The organism is Nostoc sp. (assembly GCF_036917815.1).
Lineage (GTDB): Bacteria > Cyanobacteriota > Cyanobacteriia > Cyanobacteriales > Nostocaceae > Nostoc.
Genome location: NZ_JBALEK010000065.1, coordinates 220721 through 240690, shown reverse-complemented (window position 1 = coordinate 240690; position 19970 = coordinate 220721). Strand labels below are relative to the sequence as shown.

14 protein-coding genes are annotated in these 19970 nt (G+C 41.9%); 8 read left to right on the top strand and 6 right to left on the bottom strand.

Translation table 11 applies throughout. The annotated features are described in order from the left end of the window. Nucleotides 1–34: 34 nt before the first annotated feature. Together V7K97_RS21050 and V7K97_RS21045 are read left to right on the top strand one after the other, a co-directional pair. Nucleotides 35–265, top strand: coding sequence for an addiction module protein (locus V7K97_RS21050; RefSeq protein ID WP_334802939.1), 231 nt, complete (start codon nt 35–37; stop codon nt 263–265). After that, nucleotides 262–567, top strand: a complete 306-nt coding sequence (locus tag V7K97_RS21045) for a type II toxin-antitoxin system RelE/ParE family toxin (RefSeq protein WP_334802938.1) — start codon at nt 262–264, stop codon at nt 565–567. Before V7K97_RS21050 ends, V7K97_RS21045 begins: the two co-directional genes overlap by 4 nt. A 392-nt stretch (nt 568–959) precedes the next feature. Here the strand turns inward: V7K97_RS21045 and V7K97_RS21040 are convergent, their stop codons facing one another. The 4 genes from V7K97_RS21040 to V7K97_RS21025 form a co-directional block, all read right to left on the bottom strand. Beyond that, nucleotides 960–2702 (bottom strand): hypothetical protein, encoded by a 1743-nt coding sequence (locus V7K97_RS21040; RefSeq protein WP_334802937.1) that lies wholly within the window; start codon nt 2700–2702, stop codon nt 960–962. 155 nt (nt 2703–2857) lie between these two features. Then, nucleotides 2858–4150, bottom strand: coding sequence for a DUF1822 family protein (locus V7K97_RS21035; RefSeq protein WP_334802936.1), 1293 nt, complete (start codon nt 4148–4150; stop codon nt 2858–2860). Continuing rightward, nucleotides 4144–5484 (bottom strand): hypothetical protein, encoded by a 1341-nt coding sequence (locus V7K97_RS21030; RefSeq protein WP_334802935.1) that lies wholly within the window; start codon nt 5482–5484, stop codon nt 4144–4146. The genes V7K97_RS21035 and V7K97_RS21030 overlap by 7 nt, the downstream gene beginning before the upstream one ends. 206 nt (nt 5485–5690) lie before the next feature. Beyond that, nucleotides 5691–6719, bottom strand: coding sequence for a hypothetical protein (locus V7K97_RS21025; protein WP_334802934.1), 1029 nt, complete (start codon nt 6717–6719; stop codon nt 5691–5693). Between the two features lie 349 nt (nt 6720–7068). Between V7K97_RS21025 and V7K97_RS21020 the strand changes: the two genes are divergently transcribed. Both V7K97_RS21020 and V7K97_RS21015 read left to right on the top strand, forming a co-directional pair. After that, a complete protein-coding gene (locus tag V7K97_RS21020) occupies nt 7069–7539 on the top strand; it encodes a hypothetical protein (RefSeq protein ID WP_334802933.1) in 471 nt (156 codons plus the stop codon). A gap of 227 nt (nt 7540–7766) precedes the next feature. Beyond that, on the top strand, nt 7767–7949 hold the full coding sequence (locus V7K97_RS21015; protein ID WP_334802932.1) for a hypothetical protein: 183 nt from the start codon (nt 7767–7769) through the stop codon (nt 7947–7949). Nucleotides 7950–8254: 305 nt separating this feature from the next. Here the strand turns inward: V7K97_RS21015 and V7K97_RS21010 are convergent, their stop codons facing one another. Together V7K97_RS21010 and thrC are read right to left on the bottom strand one after the other, a co-directional pair. Then, nucleotides 8255–8530 (bottom strand): ubiquitin-like small modifier protein 1, encoded by a 276-nt coding sequence (locus V7K97_RS21010; protein ID WP_334802931.1) that lies wholly within the window; start codon nt 8528–8530, stop codon nt 8255–8257. Between the two features lie 98 nt (nt 8531–8628). Further along, nucleotides 8629–9933 carry a threonine synthase gene (gene thrC, locus V7K97_RS21005; RefSeq protein WP_334802930.1) on the bottom strand — a complete coding sequence of 435 codons (1305 nt, stop codon included), beginning with the start codon at nt 9931–9933 and terminating at the stop codon, nt 8629–8631. An 801-nt stretch (nt 9934–10734) separates the two neighbouring features. Here thrC and V7K97_RS21000 point away from each other — a divergent pair. The 4 genes from V7K97_RS21000 (at nt 10735) to V7K97_RS20985 (ending at nt 19670) form a co-directional block, all read left to right on the top strand. Then, complete coding sequence (locus V7K97_RS21000; protein WP_334802929.1) at nt 10735–13224, top strand: beta strand repeat-containing protein; 2490 nt, start codon at nt 10735–10737, stop codon at nt 13222–13224. 229 nt (nt 13225–13453) lie between these two features. Continuing rightward, nucleotides 13454–14017, top strand: coding sequence for a hypothetical protein (locus tag V7K97_RS20995; RefSeq protein WP_334802928.1), 564 nt, complete (start codon nt 13454–13456; stop codon nt 14015–14017). A 317-nt stretch (nt 14018–14334) separates the two neighbouring features. Next, nucleotides 14335–15762 (top strand): hypothetical protein, encoded by a 1428-nt coding sequence (locus V7K97_RS20990; RefSeq protein WP_334802987.1) that lies wholly within the window; start codon nt 14335–14337, stop codon nt 15760–15762. Continuing rightward, nucleotides 15759–19670 carry an Ig-like domain-containing protein gene (locus V7K97_RS20985; protein WP_334802927.1) on the top strand — a complete coding sequence of 1304 codons (3912 nt, stop codon included), beginning with the start codon at nt 15759–15761 and terminating at the stop codon, nt 19668–19670. Before V7K97_RS20990 ends, V7K97_RS20985 begins: the two co-directional genes overlap by 4 nt. The last annotated feature ends 300 nt before the right edge of the window (nt 19671–19970 follow it).

Below are 19970 nucleotides of genomic sequence, written 5' to 3'. Positions count from 1 at the left end.
TAAATAATTAGAATTGTTGGAGAGACTCCAAAGCATGAGTGAAACTGCCCAAAAACTTAAACTCGAACTTTCTCAGCTTTCTGCAAAAGAACGTGCTGAAATTGCCTACTTTTTAATTCATTCTCTAGATGAGGGTATAGATGATAATCTAGATACTGCTTGGGATACGGAATTAACCCAACGTTTAGAGGATATTAATCGCCAAACAGCTATTGGAGAACCATCATCTCAAGTTTTTTCTGAGTTACGAGAAAAGTATTCGTGAAATTTATTGTTATCCACACCGAAGCCAAAAAGGAGCTTGATGCTGCAATAGCTTACTATGAAGCTCAAAAAGTAGGCTTGGGACTAGATTTACTTTCTGAAGTGGAAAAAGTTATTCTGAAAATTCAGCAAAACCCTAGTTTAGGAACCCCACACAAGATTGAAAGAATACGTCGTTATGCTATTCAACGTTTTCCCTATCTGATTTTTTATACAGAACTTGAAGAGGTGATTTGGATTATTGCGATCGCGCATGGGAAGCGCAAACCGAATTACTGGAAACAAAGAAATATTGAAATTTAAGATAGTTGCTATGATATTAGGCGATCGCTCTTGTTTAATTTTACAGGTATCGAGAAGCGATGCCATAACTAACCTCGTGAATTTGTTAAAAAATTGAATAATAATCCATAACTGCAAAATCAAGTAACGATGTCTACCGTGCAAGAGGAGGCGATCGCACTTTGTTTGAGCTAATTGATTGATAATTCGATGATGATCGCCTGGGCAAATTTTTCGTTATTCTAGTGATCGCACTTAATTCTACAGGTATCGAGTATCAGAGCGATCGCTCCTTTGAACAAACCATTGTTGAGAGCGATCGCAATTTATTTTAGCTAATGAATGTTGGGTTTTCTTACGTCAACCCAACTTACAGCTACGACTTTGACTGTCTTATCCTCTTTACTCGACACCTAATAATTTTGCAAATATTTACCCAAGCTGGCAGGATTATTCTTTATAATTACACCAATATCTTCAGGTAATACCCCAGCAGCAATTCCAATTGTAACGGCAAAGGTTGCACAATTATGTATCTCTAAATTATAGATATCATTCCAATCTACAATTGCCTGACGTGCCTTCTTAAAACCTTCTTCAGTAATTATATATTCCTTGACTACATCATACTTTCTTCCTTTAGCATCTCGTAAAATACCTGCAACAGCAATTGGTATATAAAGAACTTGTGAGAATTTTAAAGGAGTAAAACTGTAGTAATTAGTAGTTTCTCCATCGGACAGACTAATCCACGCATGTCCACCAGGTTCTGCAATATGAGTTCCTGGAAAATAGTCTACTCCAACTACGTAAATCGTCAATTTATATTTAGAATAATTATTTGAGTTTCCTTTATCAGCCTTAGCATCGGGAATAATAAAAGAAATAAGAGCTTGTGCTGCACGACCGATCGCATATCCAATGAAGAGTACACCATCTGCCCCGTAATCAAATATTTTTGCTAATGTGACAACTGCTTGATTTGTAGTAGTATCACTTACTTGCAGATTCTTATTCAAACCTTTCGTAGCGACTGTATCAGAATTATTTATCGCTGCATTTGCTCTTGGCGTAACTCGAAACTCAAACAAGTTTCGTCCAAGATTTCCTTCAATAACTGTGAATCGAGCAAAAATACCAGGTTTAATTTCTGCCCAAGGCGACAGTGACGAATCTTGAGAAGGCGGAAGCACACGCGGTAAGCCATCACCTGTTGGCTCGTAAAGCAGATCAGGTAATCGTTCGGCGGAAATCGTCTGATTAGCAAGGGTTTGGCGTGCTTGTCGCAGTTGCAGTACAAGTTGTCCTGGCGCTCCCGATTGTGTGAGAAGGTCATTTAATGATGGGATACCAGGAACTAAGCGGAATTGGTTGTAGGTACTCTCAATCTGTTGTAGGTAGTCCCCTTCCAGTCCTTTTTCATACTCAGGAATCAGCTTGTGAATTAAGGCTTGATCTTGTGGTGGCCATTGTTTCAACGGCAAACCTGCCTGAATCCGCCATGCATCGGCATTCAGTGTAGCGGGAGCAATACCTTGCAGAGTACCACGAGACAGCAAAGCACTAATAGCAGGTGCTTGTTTTCCCTTCAAAGGAGCAAGTTTATATGGTAGCCCTCGCCCTGGTGCATGGATCGAGAATTGGGTGCAATAAGCTATCACATCAAGACTGTAATCCCCTGGAGGTAAAGGCTTTTGCAGGTCTTCAGCAGAAGTAATCGTTAATTTCTGTGGGTGAAAATCTTTGACTCGATCGGAAACATCTGGATAAGCTGTCTTTTGGTCTAACAGCAGTGGTGAACCAACTCCGACTGATTCCCCGATCTGTTTGACAATGGCAGCTTTAGCTACCTCTAAAGGATCTCCACCAGTAACACCAGGAATTTTGGGTAGCTTTACACAGACTCCAAATAGACAACCCGCAATTTTTTGTTTGTCTTTCTGAACAACACTGAAATCCTTAGTGGTTACAACAGCAGTACTAGGAGGTGCAGCAGCATCAGCTTTTCCGTAATTGCCCAAGAAACTATAACAACTGGCTGAGTTAAAGCTCAGAACGCCACAGAGCAGGACAGAGACAGTCCTTTTCAGAAAAACTGCACTTGTAACAAATAGAAAAGTAATAACACCAATAAAAATAAAACGCAATTGTCGCATGATGAAAACCTGATAGGACGACGAAATGAATTAAATAGTCTACGCGAAAGGAATACAGCACCGATTTGATGTTGCTCCTGTGTCACTTTCGCTAGTTCAATTAGAAGGTTGTAAAAATGGTATGGGTTATACTAAAAAACCCTCATAAATCACTTTTATATAGCTGCTTCCAACTCCAAACCAAATGGTGGAAAATCAAATACAGTATCATCCACCTTCACACTCACCCAAAACCGCTCATCCCGATCGCCAACAACTTGGGCGTAAAGTATACTCTGGTTTGTATCTTGCAGCGATTCCTCAAATAATATCTGTGTTTGATCGCGTACCTCCAATTTCAATTTTTTCGGGATTTGCGCCTGTAGCTGAGGTTTCAAGGCAACTAACAGTACCCATTCAGGTTTTTCTGGGGTTTCAGTTAGCATCCAGGTAATTACGTACATTCGTAAACACCCGCGTTCCGATTCCAAGTTGCGGTAAGCACCCCGCGCAGCTGGGGAAATATTGACTCCTTGCTGTTCTAATCCGGCTCGAATATTGTCAAACTCTTCTTGTAGCGATCGCATGGCTGACAATACTGGAAATGGGATCAAAATCCATCCTAATTCTTGAGATAATTCATCAATGCGATCGCGTAACCACAAACTGACGTTAATTGCAGGTTGCGTCACACTAGTAGATGCACCCTCATAGGCCAAATTCACTAATTCTGGGTTACTTAACAATGTTGTGCCTTCTTTTACTGTTAGTAATTCCCAAGGATGCCGAGTTTTGAGTTGAGATCCTAGTTTGGTTAGCTTTTGTCTCAGTTCTTTGATTGGATTATTTTCGGTAATTGGTATAATTTTAGGCATTTGAATTGCCTCTGCTTGCAGACAGCGCAGATTCAGCAGTAGGGTATTTAGATCGGAGTTAAACCAAGTTGAGGGTAAAGTATATGTCCAATCTGCGTCTATCTTCAGTTGCGTTGTTTGTTGATAGCGATGGTACTCCTCGTAGTTCATAAACCCAGATACAGCAACTTGCTTCTGCTCCTCTTCAACCTGTATCAGTATGTAAAAATGTGCGACAAAACGGGGGATATCCAAAGCTGCGAAAGGAACGCTATGTTGATCTGTTAAACTGCTGGCAGTTATCAGGCAGATTTTGAAATCACTAACTTGGATATTACACGCTACTGCCAGCAAATTTGCCAGTGCAGGTTGCCAAATTGAGGCAGAATCACTCTGCAAGCGCAAATCGGGAGCGCGTTCTTGGAGCCATTGCTCAAATCCCAAAACTGCCAAACTATAAAGATAAACTTGCCAACGTTGTTCTGACAGGTGTATCAATTTACTCACCCGTGCAGCCTGTTGCAAATGTTGTGGTAATAGTTCTGTTCGTGATTCGTTGAGCGATCGCCAATCTAGGAAATCGCTAAAGTCTTGAGGTGGCGGTTGATTTAACATAGTGTAGTATTCCGAGAATTGAGATAATAGCCAAGACGACGAGCTAACAAACTTCGTAATGGTTGATTACGAATGGGAATTTTGACTTCAGATTCTGCTTCTTGAATCATGGTAGAAATCTGCTCGTCTAAAATCGATTCCACCTGCTGATCCAGGGTTTGCAAGCGTTGGGAATTAGCAAAATGTTGGGCAATATCGAGAACGCGATCGCGCAAAATCAGTAAGAATTTTTGGCGAATATCGGCACGCAATTCCTTAAGCTTTAATAACCGCGTCACTTCATATTGTTTTTTTAACCCAATTTGGGATGCAATTTGAGTCATTGATTGACCTTGGCAATGAAGATATAAAGCACTAACAAAACTATCTGCAACAGCAGAATTTTTGCGTTGCATCTCCTGCATCCAATTATTCACAACTTGGGAAATAGCTTCGTCTAAACTGGCAATAAATTGACTTTGATATAAAGTAATAAATTCATTTTGTTCTGACTCCTCGGCAGTAATTTGCTGCTGTTCTACAATCGGTTGAATATCCGGTTCATCTAAAGAAACAGACGAAACATAACCGCCTTGGGCTGCAATGCGATATTGTCTGAGTTTGGATGCGATCGCCTTCAGTTGATTCAACACTACTTCTGTGCGAAGTTTTCTACCAGTTCGGGTTTGTAAGTCATCTGCAATGCGAGTTAACTGCTCAGGAGTTGGCTCTTGACAGGGTAAAGTTCCTCCCCTAAGTCTTTGTTCTATGCGGTCTTCCCGATAAACTGCGTGGTAACTTACTAACAAATCACAGGCTTGTTGAATTTCAATACTTGCTAAACGATACATATCAGTCAGAATTCGTTTTACCTGCTTGAGGTTTGTATCATTCAAAAGTGCCCAATTAGTTATGATAAAAACGCCATGCTGGAGGAGAAATTTTTTGATTTCTGGATGTTGTTGAACAGAACGACTTACCCATGTATTTAACGATCCTCTTGCTGGATCAAATGTTTTTAAAACAGTAGTCGCTAAGGATTGATAAGAAGATACAGGTCTTGGTTTTTGAGTTGTTGCTGTCAAAAGCACCTCATCATCTAATATATACGGTAACAAATCTTCACGAGTAAACCCATTGTCACTACCAAACTTTGTTCCCAAATCGAAACAAACTTGAGCGATTTTATGTGATATATAACAGCGAAGACAAATTCCAGACAAGTATGCTGCATCTATGTCAATTTCTTCACTCAGATGCATTCTTTGCCAAAGTTGCTGCTGAATTTTTGCATCAGCAATTTCAACTGGATTTGTAAATAATGAGTGAAAATAAGTTTGAGCAGCGACGCTCACTTCAACTCTGCATTTATTTTGGGAATTTAACTTGACAAATTTCCAATATCTTGATGAATCAGCCACAGATTTTTTGCTTAAAGCTGTTTATTCCTAATTTTTTCACTTACTTTAAACAAAAGCAACTTCTTCAGCCATTAGTTTAAAGTTTAAACTTTGTCTCCAAAATAAATCACATTAGTATCTACTCATTTAGTCATAGACTATTAAGAGCGATCGCGTGTCATTGTCCATCCACCTGAACCACCCGATCCTGGTAGATTAGAACCCCTCTGTTGTGTCCAATTTCCCGACAGATGATTGCCATCTTTAGAGAGAATTAATGTTGCAGTGCCGTTCATATCATTCCAAGGTTGGTAATAGTGAAATATGAGCTTGCGTGTTTTGGGATTGTAAGTACCATCTTTAATCTGTCCAACTCCACTCCCTTGATTCCAATAGCCTGTCAAATCTGAATTGAACACTACCAGTCCCCAATCTGATTGCCACTTTCCTGCAAATGAAACTTTTGATTGCCGATTAGTTGATCTTGCTGAGTGCGATACTGATGGAGTGGAATTACGAAATGACGAGGGTTTAGAGGGTTGAGTAGGTTCTGTGGTGGAGGGTTGAGTAGGTTCTGTGATGAAGGGTTGAGTAGGTTCTGTGGTGGAGGGTTGAGTAGGTTCTGTAGTAGAGGAAGAGGCTTGAGGATAAACGATCATTGGACTCTTTATTCGTTTATCTGACGAATAAAGTGTAAGTGAACACGGCATAGCCCTATCAGTAGTAAAATTGCCTAACTCTGAGTCAAAATGCCCTGAAATAACCCATATTTGATTGTCAATAAGTGCTGTAAGACTCATCCCTAAACTTTTTGGGTCAAAAGCACCTTTGAAAGTCTTGATATCCTTTTCATTTGGAGGATTCGGACCTATATCAGCCAAGACGTTAATATTAAAAGGATCTCGTGGAACTTGACGAAATGTAACAGAGGTAGGAAAGTCTGTTTGTCCACAAGTTAACTTCCCAATCCACAGACCGCTAATATTTCGATTATTTGTTATCTCTTGGGCAATCTGTTGGCTAGGCTTGGTACTTTGATAACGCAAGTCTTGAGTTACTACAACATCTATGTCATTATCTGTAACTTCTGCTGAATTACTGGAAGTAGAAGTATTAGATAGTACTGAACTATTCCAGAAAATCAACAAGCTAGTAGACCAAGCAAAAATATTCAAGCATTTCTTCAGCATAATTAGGGTTTACCAATTGACAGAGTAGTAAAAGCATGAAGCTAAAAATAATTTTCAGATCGGATCTTGCATCTAGCCTTGGCAGAAATCGCGGTTATACAAGCTAAGTCTGCGGACTAACTAAAATCAACGGTTTGAAACCCGCACAGACAAGTTTTGTCTGTATAGCTGAAACTTCCAGTACCAGAGTGCAAGATATCCTATTTGCTTACTATTTCTGACGAAGAGTAACTCATGCAAAATTGCCTACAAAAATTCAAAAGCGTATTTTCTCCACACTTGCATAAGTCTTTATCTTCCAGAAATAGATGGGTATAGGGTTTTCGGATCAGTAATTTAGGAGTGCTATATGAGTCTCACAGATTTAGGAATTTCTCTAGGACAAGATGAGCAAGTTATCGCTGAATCTTCATTTTCTTATTCAATTTTATTGAATTTTATCAAATGGAAGGTATGTGTAACAAATAAACGTTTTATTGCTCGCATACCCAACGTAGTTCTCTTTGTGATACCCCTTGGAACAAATTTGATAACATTTCCATTGCGGAACATATCTACCATCGCAACTGCGACAGAGTATAAGCTATGGGGCTTTTTTGTGGCTGGGATACTGATATTTTTTGGTTTTGGTAATTTAAGTTCTCTATTCGGCTTCATTGCATTTCTATACGGAATTATTCTTGCAATTGCAAGTTTCCAAACCTTAATCAGAGTTGATAGTGCTGGCGCGAAGAGTTTACCATGCTCCATTGCAGTTTGGGAAAAAGAAAAAGCTCTAGAGTTTACTAATAAGATAAATCAAGCAATTACAGAACTGTAAAAGACACTAAGTTTTTGAAAGTGAGGGAACCGACCGTTTTATCCGTCTATTAGGAGTGTTTCTAAAGCCTGTTATGCAAAAATTACCAATATGGGTCTGGACTGGTATTGCTGGTGGAATCTTGGGGATATTAGGTGGCTGCTTTTAAAAAACAGCGCAACCCAACAAAGGGGAGTGGGTGTGGTTAACAATCGCTCGATAGACAAGATAAATTATCGGAGTTTATATTGGCGATCGCACCAAAGCAGGGGCAAGATAATTGGGGAATTATCTCCCTTCTCTATATAAGGTTAAGCCTACTAGGATTTACTTACCTTTTATATTCGTTGCCATTAGTGCGATCGCCTGTTCTTAAACGGTGGAGATTACTCAACAAATCTGGGAGAAGTGCGATCGCTATAATCTTTTAGGTTGAGTTAATGTTAGCAAACTCAAGATTTACTCTACTCAAACAAAGTGCGATCGCCTGTTCTTGAAGGGTGGGCATTGCCTAAAATATCTGGGATCAGGTCAAACTTACGAAGCACATTAACTTTGTTCTATTTGCCCGTTCCCAGTGTGATACTGGGAACGAGGCAATCTCTCAAAGACTTGCCTAGTACAGCACGGCGTAAATAAACCAACCATTCTAAATCCCCGAAAAACTTATGCTGTCTTCATTTTGACTTTTGACTTCCGCCCTGCGGTACTAGTCAGGCTTATATTTTATTTGGTATTAACCACCAGCGACAGCTGGGACAATACTTACTTCATCGCCATCTTTAAGAGTTGTGTTTATACCATCTAAATGGCGGATATCTTCGCTATCGACGTAAAAATTTACAAACCGACGTAGCTTACCTTCTTCATCGCACAACCGCGATTTAATACCAGGAAAGCTTTTTTCTAAGGATTCCAACAATTCACCAATAGTGCTACCGGTGGATTCTAGAGTAGCTTGATTATTAGTAAAACTCTGAAGAGTCGTAGGAACTAAAACTTTTACAGCCATAGAAGTAGAGAGTTAAGAGTGAGGAGTGAGGAGTGAGGAATGAGGAATGAGGAGTTAGGAGTTAGGAATAAAAAAAACTCATAACTCATAACTCATAACTAAACGAGGACTTGTTGCCATTCCAAGCGTTCCAGAGTACGCGATCGCTCTAGGGCACGTTCAAAACTATCGAGTTTGGCATCAATAGTCAAGGGTTCGCCAACGTAGCCTTGGATTGCTTCTTGGGTTTTCAAACCATTGCCAGTGATATAAATCACGGTAGTTTCATCTGGATCAATTTTGCCAGCTTCTACCAGTTTTTTCAGCACGGCAACGGTTGTACCACCAGCCGTCTCTGTGAAGATGCCTTCGGTTTCTGCCAGTAGCTTGATGCCATCAATAATTTCGGCATCATTGACTGATTCAATGTTACCACCAGTCTTCTGAGCTAACTCCACAGCATAAATCCCATCTGCTGGATTACCAATCGCCAGCGATTTCGCAATTGTATTCGGTTTAACTGGTTTAATAAAGTCGCGTCCTTCTTTGAAAGCTTGGGCGATGGGTGAACAACCTTCAGCTTGAGCGCCGCTAAAACGAACGCTCTTGTTTTTTACCAAACCAACTTCGACAAATTCTTGGAACCCTTTATAAATTTTTGTAAATAGTGAACCAGATGCCAAAGGAGCAACAACATGATCGGGTAGTTCCCAGCCTAGTTGTTCCGCAACTTCAAAACCTAAGGTCTTAGAACCTTCAGAGTAGTAAGGACGCAGATTAATATTGACAAAACCCCAGCCGTATGTATTCGCAACTTCCGAACAGAGACGATTTACTTGATCGTAGTTGCCCTTGACGGCCATCAGGGTGGGACTGTAGATCAGACTACCAATAATTTTACCGGCTTCTAAATCTGCGGGGATGAATACACAGCAGTCTAAACCTGCGTGAGCTGCGATCGCAGCTGTAGAATTTGCCAAATTACCAGTGCTAGCGCAAGAAACAGTAGTGAAACCTAACTCTCGCGCTCTCGATAAAGCAACTGACACCACCCGATCCTTAAAGCTCAGGGTGGGCATATTCACGGCATCATTTTTTATATAAAGCTTATTTAGACCCAGGCGACGGGCAAGACGGTGGGAACGAACCAAGGGAGTCATACCCGTTCCCACATCTATAACGTTGTCAGTGGCGACGGGCAAAAAGGGACGGTAGCGCCAAATGGAATTGGGACCAGCTTGAATTGTTTCACGAGTGACAGTCAGGCGTAAGGCGTTGTAGTCATACTTGACTTCTAACGGTCCAAAACATAATTCACAAACATTACTGGCCTTGAGTTCATATTCCGCACCACATTCCTTACACTTCAAGGCTTGAAAGTAGGCAGTGCTGGTTTGGGTTTGGGTTGTGATTGCCTGAGTCATAAACTAGCTTTCCCTGTTTGTCTGTCACTGTGGCTTGATACTAACACGAGCAAAAATACCAGTCAAACATACCCGACAAAAATAGTCGGGTATGTTTAGTATTTAAAGTAATAATTATTGTAAAAATTTGATGTCAGTAATCACTATATCTAGTAGTTACACTCAAAATGCTCATGTTACAAATAGCAAGATAGCATCTCCTCTTACTCAGTTTTAATACTGATAGGCTTGATGAGTGAATTGCATTAATTCTATGATTAAATTGCATATTTTGAAATCATCGTCACTTTTGAGTGATCTAGATCACTTAGTTAATCTGATCTTTTTTGATCTAAATGATTCCACAAGATAGTATGCATAGATGAGAGCAAATACCTGGAAATATCTTCATCTATAGGTTTTAGTATTTTTTGCATCTGATTTAAGCTATGTGTGTTGCCAAAATAAAGTTAATTTTTAAGCTTTGATACATTTATTCACAGCTATGGAAGTTACTTATTTATACGGAAGATTTTTTTGGCTGTAAAAGTTACATTGCTAATTGTATAGAAAATTTAGCAAAACACAATCAGTCAGCAGTTACAGATATTTGCAATGTCAATCTTGAGTCTCAAGGTTAAACGTAGAGCAATTTCTTGAAGAAGAATTCTGTTTCGATAATTTAACAGATCAAATATACTATCCGCTCCCCGAAACACTAACCTTTTCGGTAATTATAATCGGTAATTCTTAAGGAATTGCCAAACTTTGTCCTGTCTCAAAATCCCAGATACAAGTTCAGCAAATAAACAAACTACTTCTATGTTAAACGGAAACAAATCTGTCAACAAGCAGCGTCAGCTTTACGAATCTCTAGTAGCGACAGCATTGTTAACTGGTAGCCTTTTCCAATTTATTGCACCTGTATTAGCTGACGGAACTACTGCCGGTACATCTATTAGTAACACCGCGACAGCAACCTACGAAGATCCCAACGCGCCAGGGAGTCCCATCAATTCCACATCTAACACTGTCACCGTGAGCGTAGCAGAGGTGGCTGGTATTACTGTTACAGGTTCTGGGATTGCCAATCAAACTACCCCAGGTGGTAGTACTAAGGCTGGTGATACACTGGTTTACACTTACACTGTAACCAACGTCGGTAACGACCTCACCAAATTCCAGATTCCTAACTTAGCGACAACAACAGGCCCAGCTACAGTTTCTGGGACACTACCTGGTGGCACATCTGGTAACTTACAATACAGTACTGATGGCGGTGCAACCTGGACAAATATCCCTGCTGGTGGACTAACTACAGCCGCAGTCCCAGTTAATGGTAATGTCTTAGTGCGTGTACCAGTCACCGTGCAAGCTGGCGCTCAATCAGGCGATACTATCACTGTCAGACTAGGACAAACTCCTGGTGATGCTCAAAACCAACCCCGGATTGCTGATGGTGGCGACGTTTTCACTGTAGATAATTACAATTCAGCAGGATCGCCAGTTAATGGTGTGAGAGAAGCCAGTGCTACTCAGCAGATTCAAGTAGGAAATACTGCTAACAGTCGCGCCTTAGCAACTATCCTCAAAACTAAGACAGCCTATGATAATGCTGGCACTTCTACTCCCCTGACTGATGACTTGCTAACTTATGGTTTGAGCTTGCGGGTTGAGAGTAACGATGTCACTAGTAGTGGTATTACCCCCGCAGCTTTGGCTGGTACAAATATCACTGTTGATTTTCAGTCTTCATCCCCCCATATCTTAGTTTCTGATGCGATTCCTGTAAATACAGTGCTGAAGAGCATTCCAATTGCTCCTTCGGGTTGGAAAGTAGTTTACACCACCACTTCTACTGGTACAAAAGCTGAAGCAGCTACATGGACAACTACCCAACCAGCCTTGAATTTAATTACAAGGGTCGGTTTCATTAACGATACTACCCTTGTTCCTTCAGTTGCTCCTGGGACAACCGTTACCGGTTTTAGTATCCAAGTTCAGACTACTGGTGCGTCTGGAAATGGTCCAGTAACCATTAACAACATTGCTCAGGTGGCCGGTACAACTGCTGGAGACACAACTAAAATCTATGACAACTCAGGAGACCAAAATCCAGATAACTACGACTCTGTTAATAAAGTCTTTCCTACTACACAAGATCCTGGTATTACTAGTCCGACGACAGACACACAAAATAATAACACTGGTACTAATAGTACCACAGGGGCTTTAAACGTAACTACCCTTTCAGTACCTGGTGCCAGCTCTGTCTTGAATGGACCAAACGGAGTGCCTGATGCCGTTGGACCCACCGACAACAATGATGACTTCACTAATAAATCAGCACTAATTTCACCCAATGCTGCTCCTGGCTCAAAGGTTGATCCAGCTGCGGTATCCTTTACTAACACGGTTCAGAATACTGGTACATCTCCTGCCAATATTTCTCTCATACCTACACCACCAGCAACACCAGGTGATTTGCCTAAGGATACAGTGGTGACGGTATCTTATCAAGGTTTATCAGCTACTTATAAGTACGATGGCGCAAACTTTATTTTCCAGACAGGAAGTGGTCTAGTCAATGGCAACCCAATTAGTGCCACTAATCCAGTGCGAATTGATGCAGTTGCAGCCAATGGTGGTAAAGCTAACTATGGTGTAAGCGTTGACCTGCCTGCTAATACGCCACTCTCAACTGATACTAATGCTCAAGGTGCAGCTATCACAACCATCCAACGCGGTTTCCCCACACCGGTTACGGCTTTTATTGATACAAACAATAATGGCTTGCCTGATGACACAGCTACTAACATCAGCATTGACCGTGTATACACTGGCTTCTTGCAATTGGTGAAAGAGTCACGGGTTTTACAAGGAAGTGGGCCAGCACTATCAAATAGTGCTGATGGCACATTTAGTGTTACACCGAAAAAACCCGCCCCAGGCAACATTATTGAGTATCAAATTACTTACAAAAATATTTCTGCTCCTCAAGTGGGAACCGGAAATGTAATTCTGAATGCTGACAAGATTGTGATTACTGAAGATGGTACACAAAGCCCCAACAACTGGGCGCTAGACAACGATAATAACACTCAAATTGATACCAGTAACATTGTCGGTTCAGCGAAGGATTCTGGGGCTTCAACTATCCAGTTCTTCAGTGGTAATCCAGCTACTAACCCTGGTAATGACCAAACTGGAACTACTGTAAATACTGATGTCACAAAGTATTTAGATGCTGTGACTGGACAGGTTGCACCGGGTATTCAAAGAACATTTAACTTTCAACGCAAGGTGAACTAAAAAGAAAAAGACATGAGTCTTAATTTCTCGTTTTGTGAACAGGCTTTTATCCTTCTCCAAGCCTCTTCCCCGTGCGGGAGAGGCTTGGAAACCCAGTTTGAGTTTTTCTCTACTTGTATGAAACCACCCTGCTAAACAGGAAGCAAAGAGGGGAGTGACTCTTTCTTAGCAAAAGCAGGGAAAGATAAGTGAACAATCAACATTCTGGAAGTTTTTTGAGGTTATTGATATGAAGCGCCTTTCTATTGCAGGTTTAGGAGCCATCGCACTCATTGCTACAGTTCCATTTGTCAGTCAAGTGCCGGGAGTGGCTTCTCTATGGCATTCTACAAGTGCCGTTGCTCAAAATGTCCAAACTAAAGGGCAAATTCAATTGCGCTTAGAAGCAGAAAAGCAAGTGGTGGCACAGGATCAGCAAGGTAAGCAAAGTCAGAAATGGGAACCTTTGAAAGGTCAAGTTGTGGTGCGACCAGGAGATGTGTTGCGATATACCTTAACTGGTGAAAATAAGAGCGATCGCCCAGTGAAAAATTTGACTCTTAATCAACCTATTCCCAAAGGAATGGTATACGTACTTAAGTCTGTGAATGCAACTAATAATGCAAGAGTTACTTACAGCATTGATGGTGGGGGCAGCTTTGTCGAAAATCCCACTGTTAAAGTTACTCTTGCTGACGGCAAAGTGGAAACTAAACCAGCGCCAGCCATTGCTTATACCAACATCCGTTTACAGATTCCGTCAGTTGCAGCCAAGACAACAGTCAAGGCGACTTATCAAACCCAAGTGCGCTGATTGAAATTGGGGTTGTCCAAAGTCCAATTGGTTATTTGTAATTGTAAATGATCAAGAACAACTTTCACGCAAGGTTTCACCAATTAAATCGAATTACTGTAGCAGTTAACTTGCAGTAAATACCATTTAATAATTTAGATTTTCACTAATAAATCAGTGTTTTTATTAATAACAATCTTGGGATCTCAGAGGAGGTATGTTCAGTGAACCATCCTCAAAACCAAAAGCAAATTACTTCTAGCAATAACTGGTGGCGACGGTTAACAACAACTTTTCTCCTGGGAAGTTTTTTGCATAGTACTATAAGTATACCAGTGATGGCACAACAGACTAACAATCTGGTAGCGTCTGTGCCATTAACAAATCAAGCTACTTATACTTATACAGATTCTACTAGTAATTATAAATATGAAGGAACTTCTAGTCAGCTGAATGTTAGTCCTACGCCATTAGTTGACCCATTGGGAAGGATTTTAGGTTGTGCTGGGACAATTTTACCTGACTATACAGGTTTTTCTGTTGGGGTATATGAACCTAACCCTAGCGATCCAACAGGAACAGAATTGGGCAGCTTGCTTGCTTTGACCAGAACAGAGTTCCCAGATATTCCTAATAACAACGTTCCTGGCGGTAAATCGCCAAATACTGAGAATAGTAACCCCTATTTCGTGACGAATAACCCTGCGGGTACTTACAATTTCCTACTCGATCCGAATAAGGGTCAAACTAATATAGGTAGAACCTATATTTTTGTAGTTAATCCACCACCAAATTCTATCTACAAACAACGGCGCATCAAGATTCAAATTATTGCTAGCACTGGCACACCAGGTAATAATATCGTGCAATACGTGGCTAGTTCTCTGGATGGTCAACCAATAAGTCTTACAGGCGAAACCAGGGTAGAGCAAACAGTTGTTTTAGTTCCCAATACAGAAACAGTAGGACTGAATTTATTAGCCTTTGAATTCACCACAAATTTGTGTCAAGCCAATCAGTTGCAGATTATCAAAACAGGCGATCGCGCTGCGGCTGAACCTGGAGATACGGTAATCTACCGTCTGTCGGTAAAAAACCTTGCTGACGCTGCTTTGAATAATATATTTGTCACCGACAACCTACCTTTAGGATTCCAATTCTTGCCGAAATCTGTGCGGGGAGAACTGGATGGTCAACCAGTCACGATCGCCTCAGAACGCAATGGAAACACGGTGACATTCCGCACAGACGCAACGATTGCCAGCGAGAAAGTCCTGAATATTGCTTACGCGGCTCAATTAACAGCCGATGCGGTGCGTGGTAACGGCCGTAATAGTGCGATCGTTAATGCCCAACGAGCTGATAACCGTTTTAGCGTCAAGGATGGCCCAGCAACCTATCAGTTGAAAATTAGTCCAGGAATCGTTTCTGATTGTGGCACGATTATCGGTCGTGTGTTTGTTGATAAAAACTTTGATGGTGAACAGCAGCCTGGTGAGCCGGGAATACCAAATGCAGTGATTTTTCTGGAGGATGGAAACCGCATCACTACAGATCCCAATGGTTTGTTCTCCTTAGGTAATGTCTTACCTGGATACCACACAGGGGTATTAGACCTTAGCAGCGTACCCGGTTACACCCTAGCTCATAACGAAAAATTCCGCGAACGAAATAGCCAATCTCGCTTGGTGCGTTTAGAGCCTGGTGGTTTGGTACGCATGAACTTCGCTGTCACCCCCACATTTCAGGAGCCGGTCAAGAAATGAAACCCAGGCTACACCATACAACTATATTTAACCTGAAATTGATGGGGGCGATGCCGGTAGCTCTCAGTCTTGTTTTGTATCCTGCCATAGTCAAAGCAGAAATCACTAATGAAAACCTCTTTTTCCCCAACTCTCCTTCGCAAGCAGACAAAAGTGTTGAAGTGGAAGATCAAGGGGATCAGAATCAAGTTGCTGAAGAAAGTATGGATTCAAATTCTCCCCATCTTTTGGGAAGTTCCAAGCAGGAGTCTGTACCTATTGAGTTTCCTTCCACTTCTCCGGCACCAACGACTGATACTTCAATTCCAGATGTCCAGCCAAGCGAAACGGAAATACAACTATTTCAACCAGCAACTTCGGTAAGTTTGCCCAGAGGCTTACGCAAAATTGCTGAAATAGAGGACAACAACGAGGGACGCAAAGACACCAAGATACAGTTTCAAGCTTCTTCAACGGAAATACAAACATTTCAACCAGCAACTTCGGTAGGTTTGCCTAGAGGCTTACGCAAAATTGCCGGAGTAGAGGACGCGGGGACGCGGGGACAAGGGGTGAATAAAAATCTTCCCGCGTCCCCCACTCTCCCCATCTCTACAGCAATCAAAATCTTGACTCCAACGGCTGAAAGTGTTGTAGATGTACAAGCTACTACGGTGGTTGTGCAATTTCCCGTTGGTAGTCAGATGGAATTGCGAGTCAATGGGGCGTTGGTAGATTCTTCCTTGATTGGACGAACGGAAACTGATAGCACTACCAAATTAGTAACGCAGACATGGTATGGTGTCTCGTTAAAAGAAGGTGCAAACACCATCTCTGCACAAGTCGTTGGTGGAACACAACCGCCTGTAACGGTGCAAGTTGCAGTCCGGGGAGCGCCGCAGAAAATAACCATAGAAACAGTTGAGTCACGTATTCCAGCAGATGGACGTTCTACGGCGACAATCCGGGGTCAATTGATCGATGCTAGTGGTAATCGATCTAACCGCGATGCTGTTGTCACTTTGATACCCAGTGCTGGGGAATTTGTGGGGAAAGACTTTAAACCCGATCAACCTGGATTTCAAGTGGAGGCGAAAGGGGGACAATTTACAGCTAAGTTGCGATCGCAACTCAAAGCCCAAACTGTCACAATTCGTGCCATAACTAATGATTTAGAAGCTTTTACTCAACTGCAATTTGAAACAGCACTGCGTCCGAGTTTAGTGACAGGGGTCATAGATTTACGTTTGGGCGCTAGAGGTACAGATTATTACGGCAGTTTCCGTGATTTCCTCCCTCCTGACAAAGACAACGGAACGCAATTAGATTTCCATTCAGCAATATTTGCCACTGGTGCCATCGGAGAATGGTTATTTACAGGCGCATATAACAGTTCTCGTAACCTCAATGAAGATTGCGACTGCAATAATCGCCTGTTTAGAACTTACCAATTCAGTGAGCAAAACTATCCTGTCTACGGCGATAGCTCGAAAGTCGATGTTCTTGCTCCTTCCATTGACAGCGTATATCTGCGTTTTGAGCGTTCAGCTCGTATCCCCGGCTCCGATCCTGATTATGCCATGTGGGGTGACTATAACACAGAAGAATTTGCTCGGCGATCGCAGCAATTTACTTCCATCACCCGTCAACTCCACGGTTTTAAAGCTAACTACAACTTAGGAAAGCTACAAATTACAGGTTTCTATGGCAATAACTTAGAAGGATTTCAACGGGATACCATTGCTCCCGATGGCACTAGTGGCTATTACTTCCTATCTCGCAGACTATTACAAGCAGGTAGTGAAAACGTCTTTATCGAGTTAGAAGAACTCAATCGTCCTGGAACTGTACTAGAAAGCAAACAGCTTAACCGAGGCCCAGACTACGAAATCGACTACGATCGCGGTACATTATTATTCCGCGAACCAATTCTTCGCACCGATATCGATCAAACTGGACAAGTGTTGGTACGCCGGATTGTTGTTACCTACCAATACGACGACCAAAACTCTGATAGCAATATCTATGCTGGTCGTTTGCAATATAACCTTTCCCGCAAACTTAACTCCGAAAGTTGGATAGGAGCAACTTACGTTCAAGAAAATCACGGCGTGCGTGACTTTCAACTCTACGGTGCAGATGCGCTGATTGCTTTGGGTGACAAGAGGAAGTTAATCGCAGAATATGCCCATTCCAGTAATGATTCTGATGTTGTGGGAAAGGTCAGGGGTGATGCGTATCGCTTGGAAGCTGACGGACAAATTGCCAATGGGATTCAAGGTAATGCCTATTATCGCTTTGCTGATACAGGTTTTGCCAATAATGCCACTATCAGCTTTGTCCCCGGACAAACCCGCTATGGAGCGCAGGTTACAGCTAAACTCACCTCAAGTACCAATGTCAGAGCGCAATACGATCACGAAGACAATTTTGGGATTGCTCCCCAACCGCTAGACACTTTTGAAGAACTGTTTACACCCAGTTCTGAGGCCACACCTGGGAGCAAAGTTGATAATTCGCTAACGACGATTTCTGCCGGGATTCAACAACGTTTGGGTAAAGCTACTCTGGATGTGGATTGGATTCATCGCCATCGGGAAGACCGCATCCCCGACAGCGCCTTAAGTAGTAATTCCGATCAATTGCGATCGCGTTTTTCCATTCCTCTAGCTAAAAACCTGACTTTCCAAGCCCAAAATGAACTAAGTTTATCTTCCCAAAAAGATCCTATTTACCCAGATCGCACCATCTTAGGTCTGAATTGGGCAGTAATTCCTGGTGTCAGCCTCAGTCTAGCTCAACAGTTTTATAGTAGTGGTCAATATTCGGGTAATTCCATCACCAGTTTGAGTGTCAACGGTGAACGCAAACTCGGATCGGATACTACCTTGACCGGTCGTTACTCAATTTTGGGTGGTGCTAACGAAATGACTACCCAAGGGGCGATTGGTCTAAATAACCGTTGGACTATTGCTCATGGATTGCGGCTAAACTTAGCTTACGAACACGTATTTGGCAACTTCTTCGGACAAACTGCGGCGGGTCAACAATATGCCCAACCCTACGCCTATGGTCAAGCAGCATCAGCGATCGGATTTGATGGTGGCGATAGTTACAGCATTGGGCTGGAATACAGTGATCATCCCCAGTTCCAAGCCAGCGCCCGTTATGAACATCGTTCCTCTTCTGGTGGTAGCAATACAGTAATTACCGCTGGTGCTGCGGGTAAAATTTCTCGATCTCTCACAGCCTTGGTACGTTATCAACAAGCTGGTTCTTCCAATCAAAAGCTTTTAGGACTGGGGGATACAGCTACCTTAAAGTTGGGTTTAGCCTACCGTGACCCCAATAACGATAAATTTAATGCTTTATTGCGTTATGAATATCGCCAAAATCCTTCAACTATCCCTGACACCATCCTGTTAGGAAGTGGCACGGGTTCCGAAGACCATACCTTTGCTTTAGAAGCGATTTACGCTCCTAACTGGCAATGGGAATTCTACGGTAAGTGTGCCTTACGTAACAGCACCTCTTACATAGCTAGCGATTTAGCTGGTACTAGCACAGTAAATCTTGCCCAATTACGTGCTACCTATCGTTTGGGATATAGCTGGGATTTAGTGGGTGAGGCTCGTTTAATTAGTCAGTCTAGCTACAGTGAGACAGGCTTTGTTGTTGAAACAGGCTACTACCTCACGCCTAACCTGCGCCTTTCGGCTGGATATGTTTTTGGTAAAGTTGATGATCGGGATTTTTCAGGAACACGTTCCGCAGGCGGAGGATATCTGGGTATAACAGTCAAGATCAACGAATTATTTGATGGCTTTGGACAGCAAAAGATTGCTCCCCGTCAGCAACAGGAATCTGCAATGAAAGCTTTGGTGAGTAAACTCAAGGCTGCAATGAAGGGGCAAAGCCGTGAAATATAAAACGGTTATTTGTAAAGACGCGAAATTTCGCATCTCTATAAAACGTCAATTTTTAACCCAGGATTTCTTAATTTTGATTATTAAGATTATTGTTTTTAAAATGAAATCTTTGTTTAACTATAGGACTTACGCAAAACTACACGCGGTAGGGGCAATTCATGAATTGCCCCTACCTAAAAATCAGGGTTTGGGCTATTGTTTGCGTAAGTCCTGAACTATTTAAAAGCGATCGCCACAGAAAATCTGAATGCAGATGGGAGATTATCTAGGATTTTGGGCAAGCTAAAGACTGGAGATTTA

Excerpts from the sequence above, each read along its gene's own strand:
- V7K97_RS21000 (WP_334802929.1), top strand. The coding sequence starts at position 10,735 with ATGTTAAACGGAAACAAATCTGTCAACAAGCAGCGTCAGCTTTACGAA.
- V7K97_RS21025 (WP_334802934.1), bottom strand. The coding sequence starts at position 6,719 with ATGCTGAAGAAATGCTTGAATATTTTTGCTTGGTCTACTAGCTTGTTG.
- V7K97_RS21040 (WP_334802937.1), bottom strand. The coding sequence starts at position 2,702 with ATGCGACAATTGCGTTTTATTTTTATTGGTGTTATTACTTTTCTATTT.
- thrC (WP_334802930.1), bottom strand. The coding sequence starts at position 9,933 with ATGACTCAGGCAATCACAACCCAAACCCAAACCAGCACTGCCTACTTT.
- V7K97_RS21035 (WP_334802936.1), bottom strand. The coding sequence starts at position 4,150 with ATGTTAAATCAACCGCCACCTCAAGACTTTAGCGATTTCCTAGATTGG.
- V7K97_RS20995 (WP_334802928.1), top strand. The coding sequence starts at position 13,454 with ATGAAGCGCCTTTCTATTGCAGGTTTAGGAGCCATCGCACTCATTGCT.
- V7K97_RS21010 (WP_334802931.1), bottom strand. The coding sequence starts at position 8,530 with ATGGCTGTAAAAGTTTTAGTTCCTACGACTCTTCAGAGTTTTACTAAT.
- V7K97_RS21020 (WP_334802933.1), top strand. The coding sequence starts at position 7,069 with ATGAGTCTCACAGATTTAGGAATTTCTCTAGGACAAGATGAGCAAGTT.
- V7K97_RS20985 (WP_334802927.1), top strand. The coding sequence starts at position 15,759 with ATGAAACCCAGGCTACACCATACAACTATATTTAACCTGAAATTGATG.
- V7K97_RS21050 (WP_334802939.1), top strand. The coding sequence starts at position 35 with ATGAGTGAAACTGCCCAAAAACTTAAACTCGAACTTTCTCAGCTTTCT.
- V7K97_RS20990 (WP_334802987.1), top strand. The coding sequence starts at position 14,335 with ATGGCACAACAGACTAACAATCTGGTAGCGTCTGTGCCATTAACAAAT.